Genomic DNA, 17,146 nt, shown 5'->3' on the forward strand with positions numbered 1-17,146 from the left:
CGCCCGGAGGCTTATTCAAAACCCTTGTCGGACCCAGTCCTGACTAGGATCTTTCCTTGATGACGAGTTGGCTTTGAACAACCCTCAGGGTTAGCCGTTCGATCGAAGAGTCAATGAATCTTCTTCAAAACGTGCAGAACCAAGTCTCTGATAGTCATCGATGCCTCTTGGTGGTGTGGATATTGTGGGGTGTCAAGGCCCGCTTGTCCCTCGTGCGCACCCCCTCGAGAAATCCTTCATCTTCAGCGGAGCTCAGGGCGGTGACATGTCAAGGAGCGAACAGGAACGCGACTTGGTCTTGCGGTACTAACCCGGGAGATCCCCCTGTGCGCCCGGACCCGGACGAGCCGTTCTGCAGCCCCCGTCGAACATGGTGCGCATCGCCCCGCACGGGCCGGACGCTCACCCCAGCCGTTCGCCCGGGCGCAGCCCCGCCTCCTCGGCGGCGGCACGGGCCGCGGCGAGCACGTCGACCACGGGCCTGTTGAGCCCCGCGGCGAGGGCCCGCACGTCGTCGAACTCAGGCTGGGCACGGACGATGGTCCCGTCCCGGTGACCGATCTTGACCCACACCGCATGGCCGTCGACGGCGACCGTGCGCCAGTCGCGGGCCAGCACGTCGCGGACCACCCCGCTGTAGCGGCGCACACCGAAGGTGCTCGTCAACGCCATGATGCGGGTGCTCAGGGCGTCGGCGCGCCCGGGCGCGCAGAGCACGTGGAGGACGTGGGCCGGGCGCCCCTTCTTCATGAGGGCGGGCTCGGCCCAGACGTCGAAGGCGCCCTCGTCGAGGAGAGCGGCCAGCACCTCGGGCCACACGCGGGGGTCGAGGTCGTCGACGGTGGCGGCGAGCTCGCAGACCCCGTCGGAGCCGGCCGGCCGGGCGTCCTCGTCCCCGACGAGGACGCGCACCACATTGGGACGCCCCGGCGTGTCCCTGCTGCCGGCGCCGACGCCGACCGCGCGGGTGGTCATGGCGGGCTGGGGGCCCGGTCGTTCGGCCAGGACCGCGACGAGGGCCATGCCGGTCGGGGTGCAGAGCTCTCCGGGCAGCGGGCCCTCGGCCCCACCCTGCTCGTGGTGACCCGCGGCGTGCTCGGCCGCGTGGCCGCCGCCGTGGTGGTGCCGATGCGCGTGGGCGTGCTCGTCGTGACCGGGATGATCGTCGCCCTGCTCGTAGTGGGCATGCGCCGGTCCGGGATGCCCGTGGTCATGCGCCGGGTGGCCGTGTCCCGGCGCGGGGTGGTCCTGGTGCTGCCCGTGGTGCCCGGCCGGGACGACACCGGCCGCCGTCGGCCAGCCCAGCGCGAGCTGCGCGACGGCCGGCACCGGCACGGGCATGAGCCCGTGGGCGGCGCGGACGCTGCCGGCGCCGACGGCGACGGGCGTGGCGACGACGCGGTCGACGCCGAGCAGGCGCAGCCCCTCGCAGCAGGCGACGACATCGGCGATCGAGTCGAGCGCGCCGACCTCGTGGAAGTGGATCCGCTCCGGATCGACGCCGTGCACGCGGCCCTCGGCGCGGGCGATCGCCTCGAAGACGGCCAGCGCGCGCCTCCTCGTGTCGGGCGCCAGCGCGGCCTCCTGGAGGGCCGCCCGGATGCTCGTCCAGGTGCGCCGCGGCGGGTCGTCGACGAGCACCTCGACCTCGGCCTTGACGGCGCGGATGCCCCCACGGACGGTCGGCGCCGCGGTGAGCCGCACCGAGCCCGGCACGACGGCCTCGACGGCCGCCTGGAGGGCGGCGAGCTCGGCGCCGGCGTCGACGAGCGCGCCCATCATCATGTCGCCGGCCATTCCGGCGGATGCGTCCAGCCACAGGGTCGTCATCGTGCTCTCCTCACTGATCGGCTCGTGTCATTGACCGGTTCGTTGGTCGTCCGGGTCGAGGTTCGCATGCGCGATCTGCGCGGCGAGGTGCCCGGCGCCGTATCCATTGTCGATGTTGACCACCGCCACCCCCGGCGCGCAGGCGTTGAGCATGGCCAGCAGCGCGGCCAGGCCCTCGAAGGACGCCCCGTAGCCCACCGAGGTGGGCACGGCGACGACGGGCGCGGCGACGAGCCCGGCGACCACCGAGGCCAGCGCGCCGTCCATGCCCGCGACGACGACGACCGCCGCCGCCCGCTCGAACAGCTCGCGGCGGGCGAGGACCCGCTGCAGCCCGGCGACCCCCACGTCGACGAGCAGCTCCACGCGGCAGCCCAGGTGACGGGCGGTGAGCCAGGCCTCCCGGGCGACCGGGATGTCGGAGGTGCCGGCGCAGGCGACGACGACGAGCCCGCCCCTCGGGGCGGGGGGCTCGCCCGGCCAGGCCAGCAGACCGGCCCGCTCGTCCCAGCGGGCCCCGGGCAGCACCGCCGCGACGGCCTCGGCGCGCGGGGCGTCCATGCGGGTGAACAGGGCCGTCCGCCCGTCGGCGCGCCCGCGCAGCGCCGTCGCGATGGCGACCAGCTGCTCCACCGACTTGCCCTGCCCGTAGACGGCCTCGGGGATGCCGCGGCGGACCGCGCGACCGGCGTCGAGCTCGGCGACGCCGGGCAGCCGGTCGACGGCCCGCCCGTCGGGCCCGGACTCAGTCATGACGCCCCGCGGCCACGAGCGGCAGGGTGAACGCGCCCGACTGGATGCCTGCCAGGTCGAGCGTCACGAAGCGGAACCCGGCGGCCCGCACGCCCTCGACGAGACGGCGGCGCAGCGCGGCGTCGGCGAGACGCCCGAGCTCGTCGGCCGGCACCTCGATGCGGGCGACGGGGCCGTGGTGGCGCACCCGCGCGTCGCTGAAGCCGGCGGCCAGCACGACGTCCTCGGCCGCGTCGATCCGGTGCAGCTTCTCGGCCGTCACCGGATCTCCGTGCGGGACGCGGCTGGCCAGGCAGGGCGCCGCCGGCTTGTCGGCGACCGGCACCCCCCAGGCGCGGGCGAGGGCGCGCACCTGCGTCTTCGTGGCGCCGCAGTCGGCGAGGGGGCGCAGCACCCGGTGGGCGGTCGCGGCCCGGGCGCCGGGACGGTCGGGCCGCATCCGGTCGTCCGCGTTCTCCCCGTAGGCGACCGCGGCGAGCCCGTACTGCGCGGCGAGCTGCTCGTCGATGACGGTGAACAGCTCGTTCTTGCAGAAGAAGCAGCGGTCCGCGCCGTTGTCCGCGTAGCCGGCGACCTCGCCCTCGTGGGTGACGACCTCGACCAGGGGCACGCCGATGGACTCGGCCGTGGCGTGGGCGAGCCGGCGCTCCCGGGAGGCCAGCGAGTCGGAGACGGCCAGCAGCGCGAGCACCCGGTCGGCCCCGAGGGCCCGCACCGCGGCGGCGCACAGCAGGGCCGAGTCGACGCCGCCGGAGTAGGCGACGCCGAGTCGGCCGGACGGCAGCGCCTTCCGCAGGTGCGCGATGAGCCGCTCCGCCATCGAATCCGCGCCGTCGCGCGGGGGAACCGGTGCCGTGCTCACATGCGCTCCGGGGCCTCGATGCCGAGCAGGTCGAGGCCGGTGGCCAGCACCCTGCGGGTGGCCGCGCACAGGCCCAGGCGGGAGGCGAGGACCTGCCCCGTGCTCCTCAGCACGGGGCAGTTCTCGTAGAAGACCGAGTACTTGGTGGCGAGCTCGAACAGATAGGTGCACAGCTTGTGGGGAGCCAGCTCGTCGGCGACCTCGTCGACGGCCTCGCCGAAGCGGGTCAGCCACAGGGCGAGCTCCTGCTCGGCGGGCTCCTCGAGCACGGTGACCGGGCCGCTCGTGCGCCCCTCGGCCTCGGCACGGCGCAGGATCTGGCAGACCCGGGCGTGCGCGTACTGCAGATAGGGGCCGGTGTCGCCGGTGGTGGCCGTCATGCGCGCGGGGTCGAAGACGTAGTCCTTCTGGAGGGCGTTCGACAGATCGGCGTACTTGATCGCGGCCAGGGCGATCTGGGGGGACGCGTGCTCCTCGGCCTCGTCGAGCAGGTCGTCGAGGTGAACGGCCGTGCCCTCGCGGGTGGAGAACTTCTTGCCGTCGGGGCCGAGCACCATGCCGTAGCCGACGTGGCGGGCCTCGACGCCCTCGGGCAGGTAGCCGGCCCGGCGGGTGAGCGCGAAGACGAGGTTGAAGTGGCGGGTCTGCTCCGAGCCGACGACGTAGACGAGGCGGTCGGCGTGCAGGTCGTCGACCCGGTGGCGCACGGCGGCCACGTCGGTGACGTCGTATCCGTAGCCGCCCTGCGAGTTGCGGAGGATGGCCGGGGCTTCGTAGCCGTCGACGAAGGCGACGAGGGCGCCCCCGTCGCGCACGGCGATGCCGCGGGACTCCAGGTCGTCGCAGATCTGCGGGAGCATGTCGTTGTAGAACGACTCGCCGTCATAGTCGGCGTCGGTGAGGCGCACGTTCATCCGCGCGTAGGTGCGGTTGAAGCCGGCCTTCGACAGGCCGACGAGCGCGCCCCACATCCCGCGGGTGGGGCCGTCACCGGCCTGCAGGGCGACGACCCGGTCGCGCGAGCGATCGGCGAAGTCCTCGTCGGCCTCGATGTGCGCATTGGCGCGCTTGTAGAGCTCCTCGGCGCCGGCCAGGTCGAGGGTCGACAGGTCGAGCCCCTCGTCGAGGGCCTGCTCGATGAGCATGCCGAACTGTCGGCCCCAGTCGCCGATGTGGTTCTGCGGGATGACCGTGTGGCCCTTCGCCGCGAGGACGCGGTGGAAGCAGTCGCCGATGATCGTCGAGCGCAGATGCCCGACGTGCATCTGCTTGGCGGCGTTCGGCGCGGAGTAGTCGATGACGACGCGCTGGGGCCGTTCGGCCTGGACGATGCCGGCGTGCTCGTCGGCGTACTGGTCGTTGACGGCGGCGGCCAGCACGTCGGGGCGCAGGCGGAAGTTGATGAACCCGGGGCCGGCCAGCTCTGGGGGCTCGCACAGGTCCGAGACGTCGAGCCGGTCGATGATGCCGGCCGCGAGCTCGCGCGGCGGGCGCCCCTCGGTCCTGGCCAGGCGCAGGGCGACGTTCGACTGGAAGTGCCCGAACTGGGGCCTCGTCGCGGGCCGCAGTTCGGGATCGGCGCCGGCAACGGCCTCGATGCGGGCGGCCAGCTGGGACGGCAGAGACGACATGGGCCCCATTGTCCCACGGCCCGGGGACCGCCCGGCCCCGCCTGCAACCGCCTCGCCGCCGGGCGCGGCGGCCGACCAGGGCCCCTCGCCCGTCCCTCGACCGCAGCTGCGGCGACCACCCGCGCACTGTTCACGGGCGGACGCTCACAGCCGCATTCGGGCAACGTCCGCACCGGAGCCGAGGGACCGGGCGCCCCGGATCGGTGCGACCGGACAGCGCCCGGAGGGCGCGGCGTCGATGGCGCGCATGCCGGGAGGGACCGGACCGGGCCCTGCGAGACGGGGCCGGGGTCAGTGCCCGTGGCGGGCCAGCGCGTCGGTGACCGAGGTCTCCCTCTCCCCCATGATGGTGGCCTCGCGGCGCCTGAGCAGGTCGACGGCGAGCTTCACGTTCGACCCGAGCTCGCGGACGACGCCCCGGCGCCAGGTGCTCGTGCCGTGGGGCTGCTCGTTGCCGACGCCGATGGCGTCCAGACCGAGCATCCGGCAGGTCGTGACGGCGCGGGCGATGTGGTAGCTCTGCCCGATCACGGTCACCGAGGAGACGCCGAAGATGTCGCGCGCCCGGTAGCAGGAGTCGTAGGTGTCGAGCCCGGCGTAGTCGGCGATCACGTCGTCCTCGGGGATGCCGCGGTCGATGAGGTAGTCGGCCATCGCGCTCGGTTCGGAGTACGAGGTGGTGCGGTTGTCCCCGCTGACGAGGACGACGCTCACCGAACCGGCCCGGTAGAGCGCGATGGCCTCGTCGAGACGCCCCGACAGGTACGGCGACGGCGTCCCGTCGGACGTCAGACCAGCCCCCAGGACGAGGGCGACGTCCCGGTAGGGCGCCTCGCCCGCGCTGACGACGCGGTCGCGCGCGACCGTGCGCACCCAGGCGAAGCAGCCCACCACGACGACGACGGCCAGCACGATGACGGTGCCGATGAGCCGGCGTAGGAACTTGATCACCGTGAGGCTCCTCTCGAGGTCGGGCTGTTCCCCGTGGGGAACCCCTCCGAGGCTACCCGCGCCCGGGGCGGCTGCCGGAACCTGACCGGGGGCCGGGCGCCGCCGACCCCGGCGGCGCCCCGAGCCGAGGCGGACAGCGAGTCCTCCAATGATGCTTCGAGGCTTGCTCGCAGCACCCATGGACCCAACCATGACCAGGGGTCATACCTTTCGCCGAGCCTCCTGCGAACAAGCCCTCCCCTCGGAGGCGGCGTCCCGGGGCGGGCCGGCCGCACCTTGTCAACCGACCGCACCTTGTCAATGCTCCGGCCGCATTGCAGCGCGTCCCCGGGCCGGGGCGAGCCGACCGGCGACTAGCGGGGTCGTCGCTCGGGGTGCAGGAACCACTCGCGCAGCGCGGCGGTGCGCTCGGCGACCTGCTCTGCGGTGCACCGGGCCAGGGGCGGGCCGCCGCAGTGGCGGCGCAGCGCGGCGTGGACGTGCGAGTGCGGCACCCCGGTGGTGCGGGCGTACTGCGCCACGAGCGAGTTCAGCTCCTTGCGGGAGGCCTCCAGCGCCTTGTGCAGACTCACCTGCTCCGGCACCCTGGCCCGGCGGTCGGCCTTCTCGTGACGGCGCACCTGCCGGCGCTGCCGCTCGCGCAGCAGCGCGCTCACCTGGTCGGGTTCGAGCAGGCCCGGCAGGCCCAGGTAGTCGGCCTCGTCCTGGCTCGTGGCGTCGGCGGGCAGCCCGTAGGCCTGCGAGTCGTACAGCACGTGGTCGAAGGAGGCGTGCGCCTCGAGCGCCTCGAACTGGCCGAGCAGGTCGTCGCCGGCCCCCTCGGCGCGGTCGGCCTCGGCGATGAGCGCCTCCTCCGGCGCCCACAGGTCCCCCTCGTCGGTGCGGGGCCGGCCGATGACGTGGTCGCGCTCGCGCTCCAGCAGAGCGGCGTGGGAGAGGATGATCGGCACCGTCGGCAGGAAGACGGTCGCCAGCTCGCCCCTGCGTCGGGTGCGGACGAAGCGCCCGACGGCCTGGGCGAAGAACAGCGGCGTCGAGGTGCTCGTCGCATAGACGCCCACGGCCAGGCGCGGCACGTCGACGCCCTCGGAGACCATGCGCACGGCGACCATCCAGCGCTCCGTGGACCGGGAGAATCCGGTGATGCGCTCGCCGGAGCTCGCGTCGTCCGAGACGACGAGGACCGGCGGTTCGCCGGTGATCCGGTGGAGGATCCGCTGGTAGGCGCGGGCCAGCTCCTGGTCGGCCGCGATGACCAGACCGCCGGCATCGGGCATGTGGACGCGCACCTGGCTCAGGCGGGTGTCGGCCGCGCGGAGCACCGAGCCGATCCACTCGCCCTTCGGGTCGAGGGCGGTGCGCCAGGCCGAGGCGGTGACGTCCTTCGTCAGCGGCGCGGCCAGGTCGGCCTCGACCTCGTCGCCCATCCTGGTGCGCCAGCGCATCGTGCCGCCGTAGGCCATGAAGACGACCGGGCGGACGACCTGGTCGCGCAGCGCCTGCGCGTAGCCGTAGGTGTAGTCGGCGTGCGAGTGGAGCGAGCCGTCGTCGAAGCGGTCGTATCGGATGAACGGGATCGGCGTGTCGTCGCTGCGGAAGGGCGTGCCGGTCAGGGCCAGCCGCCTCGTGGCCGGCTCGAAGGCCTCGGCGATCGCGTCCCCCCAGCTCAGCGAGTCGCCGGCGTGGTGGATCTCGTCGAAGACGACGAGCGTCCGGGCGTTCTCGGTGCGGGCCCGGTAGTGGAAGACGCGGGCCGCGACGCCGGCGTAGGTGACGACGACGCCGTCGTACTGGCGGCTGCGGCCCCGCCGACCGCCCCCGCCCAGGCCGGGGTCGAGCTGGATGCCGACCTTGGCGGCGGCCCGGGCCCACTGGGTCTTGAGGTGCTCGGTGGGACACACGACGATGACGCGCCGGACCGTACGGGCGCTGAGCAGTTCGGCGGCCACCCGCAGGGCGAAGGTCGTCTTGCCGGCTCCGGGGGTCGCCACGGCGAGGAAGTCGCGCGGCGCCGACGCGGTGTAGAGGTCGAGGGCGGCGCGCTGCCAGGCGCGCAGTCGGCCCGAGGTGCCCCACGGGGCGCGGCCGGGGAAGGCCGGAGACAGATGCTCGAAAGCCGAGGCGCTCACCGAGCCTCCCCTCGATCCGATCGTCCTTCCCTGCCAACGTCCGTTCCGGGACGCCTCGCGGACCGTTCGGCGGGTGCCGGGGGCACCGTCGGAGCCCGGACCGCAAGGCCCCTCATGCTAGTCGCCCCGGGCCCCGGGAGGGAGGCCCGAGGTCCGCGGACGGTCGCGGGCCCGCTCGAGGAGCTCCCACCCGGGCGGAACACCACCCCTCATGACCCCCGGAACGGACCCCGTTGACTTGGCAGACGCATTCCCGCGAAGGATAATGGATCCGTTCGGCTCCTCTCGGGTCCGCGCGGCCACACGGCCGGAGGTGAACGGATGAGTGTGAGAGAATTCCGGGCACCGTCTCACAGACGCTCCGCGACCAGTGCACAGTGCCGAGCGACCGGAACGCGCTGGGCTGAGGCTCGTACGAGGCGGTCCGCACGGGGCAACCGGCCTCGCGAACCGGCGGGCAGGGGCGAACGCGACGAAAGGCGAGCATGAGCGAGAACAACGGCCACAGCACCCCTCGGCCAGACGCTCAGAACGAGGCGGGCGGCCCCGTGCAGGGACCCGCCGGCGGCGAGGGCGCCGACGAGACCGTCGCGTTCGGCCCGGACGAACAGCACACCGTCGCATTCGGCCCCGCTGCCGACCAGACGATCGCCTACGGCCCGCCGGGGGAGCCGCCCTGCGAGCAGACCCTTCTCGACGCGACGGGACAGGGCCCCGGAGCCCCGGCGCAATGGCCGCAGCCCGACCCGTCGACCCAGTGGACCGGCCAGGCGGCCTCCCCCGGTGCGGGACAGCAGTCCCCCTGGGGCCCGCCGACCGACCCCTGGGGCCGACCCGTCCAGCAGAGCCAGCACGGTTACGGCCCCTATGGCCAGGGCGACGGCTATCCGCAGAACGGCTACCAGCAGGCCGCAGGCCAACCCGATCCCTACCAGTCGGCCTGGTCCGCCGGCACGACCGGCGCCGACCCCCAGCAGGACCAGAGCGGGTACCCGCAGAACGGCTACCAGGACCAGGGCCGGTATCCGCACGGCTACCAGCAGGACGCCGACTACCAGCAGCAGGCGAGCTACCAGCAGGACGCCCAGAGCGGGCCCTGGGCCGGCCCGTACCCCCAGGGCGCCGGCGAGCCCGCCTGGGGCGCCGCCGGCCAGTTCGGCCCCTACCCGCAGTCGAACCCGCAGGCCCAGGGCTACTACGACCAGTTCGGCCAGTGGATCCCCTACCAGCCGCGGAAGTCCCGGTCGACGTCGCGCGCCGTCGTCGGCATCACGATCGCCGTCCTCCTCGGGCTGGGCGCCCTGACGGTGGGCGGCCTCTGGGCCCGGAACGCGGCGAACCCCGGATCGAGCGGCAGCCCCTCGCACTCGCACTCGAACGTCCAGTTCCCGGTGCCGAGCCCGAGCTCGAGCGCCCCGACCGGCGAGCAGACCAACGCGAACGATGCCCAGTCGAGGGGCGTCGTGATCATCGAGAGCGAGCTCACCGACGCCACCTCGGCCGGCACCGGCATGGTGCTCAGCTCCGACGGCTACGTGCTGACGAACTACCACGTCGTCCAGTCGAGCACCACGATCTACGCGAAGGTCGCCATCACGGGCGGCACCTACGAGGCCACGATGGTCGGCCACGACGCCACCAACGACATCGCGCTCCTCAAGCTCACCGACGCGAGCGGTCTCGACACGGTGACGGTCGACTCCGACGCGGTCGCCGTCGGGGACTCGGTCACCGCGGTCGGCAACTCCAACGGGCAGGGCTATCTGTCGGCCGCCGACGGCGCGATCACCGACACCGCAACAACCGTCACCGTCGAGTCCGAGCTCGCCACGAGCGGCGAGGAGACCCTCACCGACGTCTACGAGACCACCTCGCAAGCCGTCCCCGGCGACTCGGGCGGCCCGCTGTACGACTCGGAGGGCGAGGTCACCGCCATGACCACCGCCGGCGAGCAGAAGAGTGGCTACGGCGCTTCGAGCACGACGCTGCGCAGCTGGGCCATCCCCATCGCGAAGGCCATGTCGATCGTCGACAAGATCAAGAGCGGCGACGAGTCCGGCACCGTCGAGATCGGCCCGAAGGCCTACCTGGGCGTCAACGTCCAGGAGAGCACCGGCGGCCTGTCGGTCTCCTCCGTCGAGGACGACGGCCCGGCCGCGCGGGCGGGCATCGGAGCGGGCGACCGGATCCTCTCGGTCAACGACACGGCCGTCGCCACCGAGAACGAACTGTCGACCGTGCTGGCCGGCCTTGAGCCCGGCGACGACGCGACGGTCGAGATCACCACGGCGACCGGTTCGTCCCAGACCGTCCACGTGACCCTCGGCGAGAGCCCCGTCAACTGACCACGCCCGGGCCGGCCGCCGGAGGGCGGGTCCGGCTGGTCATGTTCGCGGCCATTGCGCCGGGGCGGGCCGGCTCCGGTGAGGTTGGTGTCGGTGAGGCTGGCCACGGCTGTCACGTTCGCGGTCATTTTGCCGAGCGGGTCTGGCTGTGCGGGCCGGCGCGGGCGAGAATGGACGCATGACCGCACAGGATCGTTTACGCACCAACACCGCAATCAACCTTCGCCTGTCGCTCTTGGGCCTGCCCCTTCCGGACGATGCCGACGGCAGCGCCGAGACCGCCATGGTCGCGCCCCTCCTCGCCCGCCAGCGCGAACTGAGCCGGCGTCTCAAGCAGCAGCTAAGCGCTCCCGACAAGCGCATCCAGGCCTTCCTCGACGCCTACTTGGCCGACACCGGCCTGCAGCCGCAGCTGCCGCGCACCACCCTCGTCCTCGACGAACCGGGCCTGGCGCGCGGTCTGTCGCTGCCGGTGGACGGCGACGAGTTCCACTCCCCCGTCATCGAGTCCTACCGGCTCGTCAACGGCATCCTGCACAACCCGAAGAACGACCGACGCACGACCGCCGGCGTCTTCCACATCGCCACCGGCGGCCTGCCGATCCCACAGGACAAGATCGAGGTCGACAAGACGGTCTTCGCCCGCATCCTCGACGCGGCCCTCCAGGCCCCCGACGACGAGCTCATGCTGCCGTACACCGCGACCATGGACACCCCGGCCCACTGCTGGGTCTCGCTGCTCATGCGCCCGGTCGTCGTCCCCGAAGTGCCCGGGCGCACCCGCCGCCGCAGCTACGAGGTGCGCTTCATCGCACCGGGCGGCCTCGTCGCCAACCTCGACTTCGTCGAGGTCGTCTTCGGCAACGGCGGCGACCCGTACCTGCCCGAGAACGACGCCTCCCTCGACCCGGCCTCCTGGACCGGGACCACCGGCTGCGTCATCCTCGCCCCCCATCTGGTCGGCACCCTCACGAAGAAGGGCCTGGGCCTGCCCGCCTGGGACGACGCCACCGAGCGCCAGCGCCGCGACGGCCAGTGCTGGCGCGATCCCGACGAGCTCTACAACGACGGCAGGTCCTTCAAGATCTGCGCCCGCGACGAGCGCGGCGTCATGGTCACCGTGCTGGCCGACAACTACTTCGGCTACTGCAAGAAGGAGGTCAAGACCCAGATCTCCTACTCGGCGAATCTGCTCGGCTGCGCCGAGGAGGAGCACTCCGGCGGCGCCATCACCTACCCGGCGTGGAACCTGGGCGTCGAGTTCACCGACCGAACCCCCGACGAGTGGACCCTCGACGACGCCCTGGCCCGCGACCCGGACCGCTTCGAGGTGCAGCCCGAGGGCCACGCCATCGACCGGAAGTGGCCCAACATCGTCCTGCTGCCCGAGCACGCGCACTTCTCGATGCGCGACCAGCGCATCACGTGGACCCGCAACGGCGTCGAGCAGTCGATCAAGCTGCTCGCCGACAAGCAGTACCTGTCCCCCGACGGCTACCGCGTGCACGCCAAGCACCGCGAGATGGACGCCACCCAGTGGCACCTCATCGGCGTCTCGCAGGACCCCACGCAGTGCCACAAACCGGCCACCGTCTCGGGCGGCGGCAAGTCCGAGATCTCCAAGTCGATCGCCGACGCCTTCCAGTTCGGCAACGCCTACACCTACGACTTCGAGGCCGACATGGACGCGGTCGACGAGCTCTTCGCCGGCGACTACTCCAACCGTTTCGCCGACGCCTCCAAGAACGGCACCGACCACCGGCCCGTGCTGAGCACCGAGCGCAGCCTCGGCTCGGTCATCAAGCTGCTGACCCCCTCGCGGGCCTACACCGACGAGTACAACGCCTTCCTGCGCGGCATCCGCCAGGACGTCAAGGAACTGGCGTTCATCGTCAAGCGCTACCACCGCCCCGAGTGGGGCTCCGACTGGCGCTCGCACTTCACCGTCGGCATCATGAACGGGCGCCACGGCAACATGGTGCGGCTGGACGGGGAGAAGGTCATCGTCAACATGCTGCGCGTCGGCTTCGAGCCCGACGGCTCATGGCGGCTGTTCAGCCTGCGCCCCGACTTCTCCCCGGCGGTGAAGGTGCAGTCCGAGGACGACATCACGGCCAGCACCGTCACCCCGCCGTGGGAGGACCCGCAGGGGATCCCCCGCAAGTACGTCGAGAACTGCGAGATGCTGCTCTTCCAGCGTCCCGACGACGCCATCCACCGCGGCTACGACAAGCAGGCCGAACGCGATCTGTCGAGCGGGGACGACACCTTCATCTCGAACTTCGAGCCGCTCACCAGGGCGCAGGCCCGCGAGATGCTCACCGACGTGCAGGCCCTCAGCGAGTTCACCGAACCGGTCCAGGAACTCATCGCCCGGGCCGCCGCGGGCGCCGACGACGAATCCCCGGCCTTCTGGACCTGCTCGGACGAGTCGCGCCACCTGCCCGACGGCACCCGTTCGAAGAACCCGCGCTACCTGCAGAAGCGCCCGGTCGACGCGAACCCCGAGATGACAGCGGTGGCCGACGTGGCCAGCAGGCTCTTCCGCAAGCTGCCGATGGAGGGGCCGGCCCCACTGCCGATCGACCTGGTCGCCGCGGGCCGCCGCAACAACCCGCCAGAGGAGAGGATCCCGGCGCTGTGCGCCTACAACCCGCTGCACTACATGGAGCTGCCCGAGCTGTTCATGGAATTCATCAGCTCGATGACCGGCAAGTCGCCGTCCACGACGGGCGCGGGCTCTGAGGGCGCGCTGACGAAGGGCCCGTTCAACGCGCTGGCCCCGATCGTCGACCTCAACGCGGCGCTGCTCAGCTACGTGCTGACCGGCTACGACGGCTGGCTGAGCTCTGCCGGCTGCATCGGCCCGAACGTGCGCGTCGATCACGACATCACGATGCTCGTGCCCGAGCTGTTCAGCCACATGAAGCCGGCCGAGCGCGACGCCCGGACCCTCATCGAGCAGGGCTTCCTCGACAAGCTCGAGGACTTCGAGTTCAACGGGCGCACGGTCCACGCCTCGCGCCTCGGCTACCGCATGAACGACCGCCTCGCCACCACCTACTTCGGGCGCATCTTCCTGCACCCGGACGTGGTGTTCACCGACGAGATGCTGCGCCCCGAACTGCAGGACGAGCAGATCTACGCCGACTCGCTCGACGTGATCGTCCAGACCCACCAGCGCGTCGCCCAGCTGTACATCGACGACGGCACGATCTCGGAGGCGGTCCCGCCGCTGCGGGGCCTGCTCGAGATCATGGCCACCGGGAGCACCTCCGAGGGCTGGACGCTCGACTCGCCCGAGTTCCGCGCGCTGTTCGCCCGCGAGTCGGTGCTGGCCTCCGACTGGTACGCGGCCCGTCTGGACGCCAAGCAGGCCGAGGACCTGCGTCTCGTGCACGAGGGCATCGAACGGCTGCGCGAGTACACCGACCGTCCGGACGCCGTCAGCACGGCCGAGCGCATCGGCCTGCCGCAGCGTCTGGCGGACCTCGAGGAGACCGCGCAGCGCATCGCCTCGGAGGAGTACCGCGCCTCGCTCGTGGGCACGGTGGGCCGCCAGGTGGACTTCCACTGACCGGACCCCTCGCGGTGGGGCCGCGCGATGCGCGGCCCCACCGCCGCGTCCGCTCAGGCTCCCCCGGCGGCCGTCATGAGCGGGGCGAGCCCCTCGGCGCGGGCCGGGGCCCGGTCGTCGCCGCAGACGGCGAGCCAGTTGGCGAGCATGCGGTGGCCGCCCTGCGAGAGCACCGACTCGGGGTGGAACTGCACGGCCTCGACCGGCAGGGCGCGGTGGCGCATCGCCATGATGATGCCGTCGTCGGCGGTGGAGCTGACCTCGAACTCGTCGGGCACGGTGGCGGGGTCGACGGCCAGCGAGTGGTACCGGGTGACGGTCAGCGGATCGGGCAGGCCCGCGAAGCAGCCTCGGCCGTCATGGGTGATGACGCTCGTCTTGCCGTGGCGCAGCTGCGGAGCGCGGGTGACGGCGGCGCCGAAGGCGACGGCCATGGCCTGCAGGCCGAGGCAGACGCCGAAGACCGGCAGGTCGGCGCCGGCGCCCCGGATGACGTCGACGCAGACGCCGGCGTCCTCGGGGGCGCCGGGGCCGGGCGAGAGGAGGACGCCGTCGAAGCCCTCGCGCCAGTCGTCCCGGCCGAACCTCGGGTCGTCGTTGCGCCGGACGTCGACCTCTGCGCCGAGCTGGGCCAGATACTGGACGATGTTGTAGACGAACGAGTCGTAGTTGTCGATGACGAGGATCCGGGACATGCCCGAAGTCTAGGTCGGACGCCGACAGGGGACGCGCCGCTCCCGCGCACGAGCCGCCCGACCCGGGCTCGGCCAGGGGCACCCGGGCAGACCGCGCACGAGTGCCCGGGAGCGGTCCCCTGAGATGGTGCAGGGCGGGTCGAGCACTGCTCGCTGCCCGAGCGCGCCGGGCCCCGGGGCGGCCGTCCTCGGCGACGCCCGGTCGAACGCCGCTCCCGCGCACGAGCCGCAGCCGTGACACCCACAGCCGGGTGGACGGCCAAACGTCGGCCACTCCCGCACACGAGCCGCAGCCGTCCCGGCCGCCCGAGCCCTGCTCTCCCCGCCCCGGCACCGACGGCCCCCGGGCCGACCCACCGGCCTGCCCGGCACAGCCACCGGCCGACCCCATGCCGACGGATACCGCCGGGCCGGGTCGAGCGGTCCACTACTCTTGGTCGTGGTGCGCCCCTGCCGGCGCAGTCGTGTCGTCGTTCCGAGGAGAGCTCACCGTGCCCGAATCCAAGGCCCGCAAGAAGGCCGTCGACAAGAAGAGGTCGAAGAACAGGGCCAAGGAGAGGGCCGCAGCGAACAAGAAGCTCCAGTCCGTCCGCATCGCCGACCGCGCCTGGGTGCCCTACGTCTTCGTGCCGGTCGGTCTCATCGGGGTGATCTGGCTCGTCGTCTTCTACATCGCCGGCGCGACGCTCCCGTTCATGGCGGTGCTCGGCAACTGGAACTTCCTCATCGGCCTGGGGCTCATCGCCGCCAGCTTCTTCATCGCGACCTTCTGGAAGTAGCGTCACCGCGCCCCCTGCACACACGCCCCGCACCAAGGCACTCCCCGGCCCGGGTGTCGTCCCTGAATGCACGGGTGACGCCGACCTCTCCACATCACGGGCCACCTGCTCGAGGCGTCGTCCCTGAATGCACGGGTGGTGCGTCGCCCGTGCACAATCCGCGGGCGGCGCACCGCAGCCGCATTCGGATCCGCCGACCGGCGGATCGGGTCGACCGACCGGGCCGGACCAGCACCGACGGGATCGGGTCAGTACATCATCGCCAGCCCGGGATCGGTGATGAGGGCGGCCAGGTCGGCCAGGAAGCGCGCCGCCTCGGCCCCGTCGATGAGCCGGTGGTCGAAGGACAGCGACATCGCCGTGGTCCAGCGCGGCTCGATGAGCTCCTGCCCATTGCGCTCGATCACCCACGGGCGGCGGCGGATGGAGCCGATCGCCAGAATCGCGCTCTCGGAGCCGCTGATGATCGGGGTGCCGGCGTCCAGACCGAGACCATCCAGGTTGGTGATCGAGAAGGTGCCGCCGCTGTAGTCGGCGGGCTGCAGCCGGCCCGCCTTGGCCAGCTTCACCAGGCGGCCGAGCTCACCTGCCATGTCCTTCAGGTCGCGGTCCTGGGCATCACGGATGACCGGCACGAGCAGGCCGCGCGGAGTGTCGGCGGCGAAGCCGATGTTGATGGACTCGTGCACGGTGATCCGGTCCTCCTCGCCGGGCCAACTGGCGTTGATCATCGGATTGGTGCGCATGGCCAGGCAGACGGCCTTGCACCAGACGAGCAGCGGCGTCACGTGGAGGCCGGCGAAGTCGCGCCGGGCGCGCAGCGTCCCGACCAGCTCGACGGTGGCGCCGGCGTCGCACTCGACGAAGGCCGTCGTGTGCACCTTGGAGTCCTTCGAGGCGATGACGTTGCGGGCCGTGGCCCGGCGCACCGCGTCGACGGCCTGCGCCTCGTCGCGCCGGGGGCGGGAGCCGGCGCGCCTGCTCACCTCGTGGCGGCGCCGCCGCCGGACAGGGCCGGGCACGGCGGCCGTCGAGGCGCCGTAGCCGACCAGCAGCGGCGGGGCGGCGGGCCCGGACCGGGCCGGGGCATCCGGAGTCGGGACCTGGGCCGAGGAGACCGGGGGCTGAGCGGTCGAGGCCTGGGCGGTCGGGGCCTCCTGGGCGCCGTCCGGGTCCTGGACGTCCGAGGTCAGGAGCGCAGGGGCCTCCTCCTCGGCCGCGGCTCCGGGACCGGCCGGCGCAGGGGACTCGGCCGCGGAGGGCTCCGATGCAGAGGCCTCCGGAGCGTGGCCCTCTGCGTTCCCGGCCCGCCGCGCCGGGTCCTGCCCGTCGTCCCCGTCGGACCCGGAGCCGTCGTCGATGACGACGATGGGCGCGCCGACGTCGACCGTCTCGCCCTCCTCGACGAGGATCCTCGTGACGGTGCCGGCGAACGGCGAGGGCAGTTCGACGACGGACTTGGCCGTCTCGATGGCGAGCAGGTCGTCGTTGACCCCCACCTCGTCGCCGACGGCGACGTGCCATTCGACGATCTCGGCCTCGGTGAGGCCCTCCCCCGCGTCGGGCATGAGATATGCGGGCACGATGACTCCTT

General features: G+C 72.5%; 11 protein-coding genes. 3 read left to right on the top strand and 8 right to left on the bottom strand.

The features are described 5' to 3' along the window. Positions 1-402: 402 nt before the first annotated feature. From EGX94_RS05530 to EGX94_RS05555, 6 genes are all read right to left on the bottom strand, one after another. Complete coding sequence (locus tag EGX94_RS05530) at positions 403-1,830, bottom strand: LarC family nickel insertion protein (RefSeq protein ID WP_021796882.1); 1,428 nt, start codon at positions 1,828-1,830, stop codon at positions 403-405. Between the two features lie 27 nt (positions 1,831-1,857). Beyond that, positions 1,858-2,583: a nickel pincer cofactor biosynthesis protein LarB gene (larB, locus tag EGX94_RS05535; protein WP_021796871.1), complete on the bottom strand. Its 726-nt coding sequence runs from the start codon at positions 2,581-2,583 to the stop codon at positions 1,858-1,860. Then, complete coding sequence (gene larE, locus EGX94_RS05540; protein ID WP_021796885.1) at positions 2,576-3,445, bottom strand: ATP-dependent sacrificial sulfur transferase LarE; 870 nt, start codon at positions 3,443-3,445, stop codon at positions 2,576-2,578. The genes larB and larE overlap by 8 nt, the downstream gene beginning before the upstream one ends. Next, the gene (argS, locus tag EGX94_RS05545; protein ID WP_021796887.1) at positions 3,442-5,076 is read right to left on the bottom strand and encodes an arginine--tRNA ligase; all 1,635 of its coding nucleotides are present in this window, start codon (positions 5,074-5,076) and stop codon (positions 3,442-3,444) included. Before argS ends, larE begins: the two co-directional genes overlap by 4 nt. A gap of 291 nt (positions 5,077-5,367) precedes the next feature. Then, entirely contained in the window at positions 5,368-6,027 is a 660-nt protein-coding gene (locus tag EGX94_RS05550; protein WP_021796869.1) for a SanA/YdcF family protein, read from the bottom strand. 353 nt (positions 6,028-6,380) lie between these two features. Then, positions 6,381-8,156, bottom strand: a complete 1,776-nt coding sequence (locus EGX94_RS05555) for a DEAD/DEAH box helicase (protein WP_021796875.1) — start codon at positions 8,154-8,156, stop codon at positions 6,381-6,383. A 485-nt stretch (positions 8,157-8,641) separates the two neighbouring features. On the opposite strand from EGX94_RS05555, the gene EGX94_RS05560 reads away from it, so the two are divergent. After that, the gene (locus EGX94_RS05560) at positions 8,642-10,501 is read left to right on the top strand and encodes a trypsin-like peptidase domain-containing protein (RefSeq protein WP_051383745.1); all 1,860 of its coding nucleotides are present in this window, start codon (positions 8,642-8,644) and stop codon (positions 10,499-10,501) included. A gap of 178 nt (positions 10,502-10,679) precedes the next feature. Continuing rightward, complete coding sequence (locus EGX94_RS05565; RefSeq protein WP_021796886.1) at positions 10,680-14,078, top strand: hypothetical protein; 3,399 nt, start codon at positions 10,680-10,682, stop codon at positions 14,076-14,078. A gap of 53 nt (positions 14,079-14,131) precedes the next feature. Here EGX94_RS05565 and EGX94_RS05570 read toward each other — a convergent pair whose 3' ends face one another. Further along, positions 14,132-14,773 carry an aminodeoxychorismate/anthranilate synthase component II gene (locus tag EGX94_RS05570; RefSeq protein ID WP_021796879.1) on the bottom strand — a complete coding sequence of 214 codons (642 nt, stop codon included), beginning with the start codon at positions 14,771-14,773 and terminating at the stop codon, positions 14,132-14,134. A gap of 491 nt (positions 14,774-15,264) precedes the next feature. Between EGX94_RS05570 and EGX94_RS05575 the strand changes: the two genes are divergently transcribed. Next, entirely contained in the window at positions 15,265-15,552 is a 288-nt protein-coding gene (locus EGX94_RS05575; protein WP_021796867.1) for a cell division protein CrgA, read from the top strand. A gap of 248 nt (positions 15,553-15,800) precedes the next feature. On the opposite strand, the gene EGX94_RS05580 is transcribed toward EGX94_RS05575, so the two are convergent. Further along, positions 15,801-17,135: a dihydrolipoamide acetyltransferase family protein gene (locus tag EGX94_RS05580; protein WP_123826001.1), complete on the bottom strand. Its 1,335-nt coding sequence runs from the start codon at positions 17,133-17,135 to the stop codon at positions 15,801-15,803. Between the last annotated feature and the right edge of the window lie 11 nt (positions 17,136-17,146).

It is taken from the genome of Propionibacterium acidifaciens (assembly GCF_003798325.1).
GTDB classification, from domain to species: domain Bacteria; phylum Actinomycetota; class Actinomycetes; order Propionibacteriales; family Propionibacteriaceae; genus Propionibacterium; species Propionibacterium acidifaciens.

Excerpts from the sequence above, each read along its gene's own strand:
- EGX94_RS05530 (WP_021796882.1), bottom strand. The coding sequence starts at position 1,830 with ATGACGACCCTGTGGCTGGACGCATCCGCCGGAATGGCCGGCGACATG.
- EGX94_RS05570 (WP_021796879.1), bottom strand. The coding sequence starts at position 14,773 with ATGTCCCGGATCCTCGTCATCGACAACTACGACTCGTTCGTCTACAAC.
- EGX94_RS05560 (WP_051383745.1), top strand. The coding sequence starts at position 8,642 with ATGAGCGAGAACAACGGCCACAGCACCCCTCGGCCAGACGCTCAGAAC.
- argS (WP_021796887.1), bottom strand. The coding sequence starts at position 5,076 with ATGTCGTCTCTGCCGTCCCAGCTGGCCGCCCGCATCGAGGCCGTTGCC.
- larB (WP_021796871.1), bottom strand. The coding sequence starts at position 2,583 with ATGACTGAGTCCGGGCCCGACGGGCGGGCCGTCGACCGGCTGCCCGGC.
- EGX94_RS05565 (WP_021796886.1), top strand. The coding sequence starts at position 10,680 with ATGACCGCACAGGATCGTTTACGCACCAACACCGCAATCAACCTTCGC.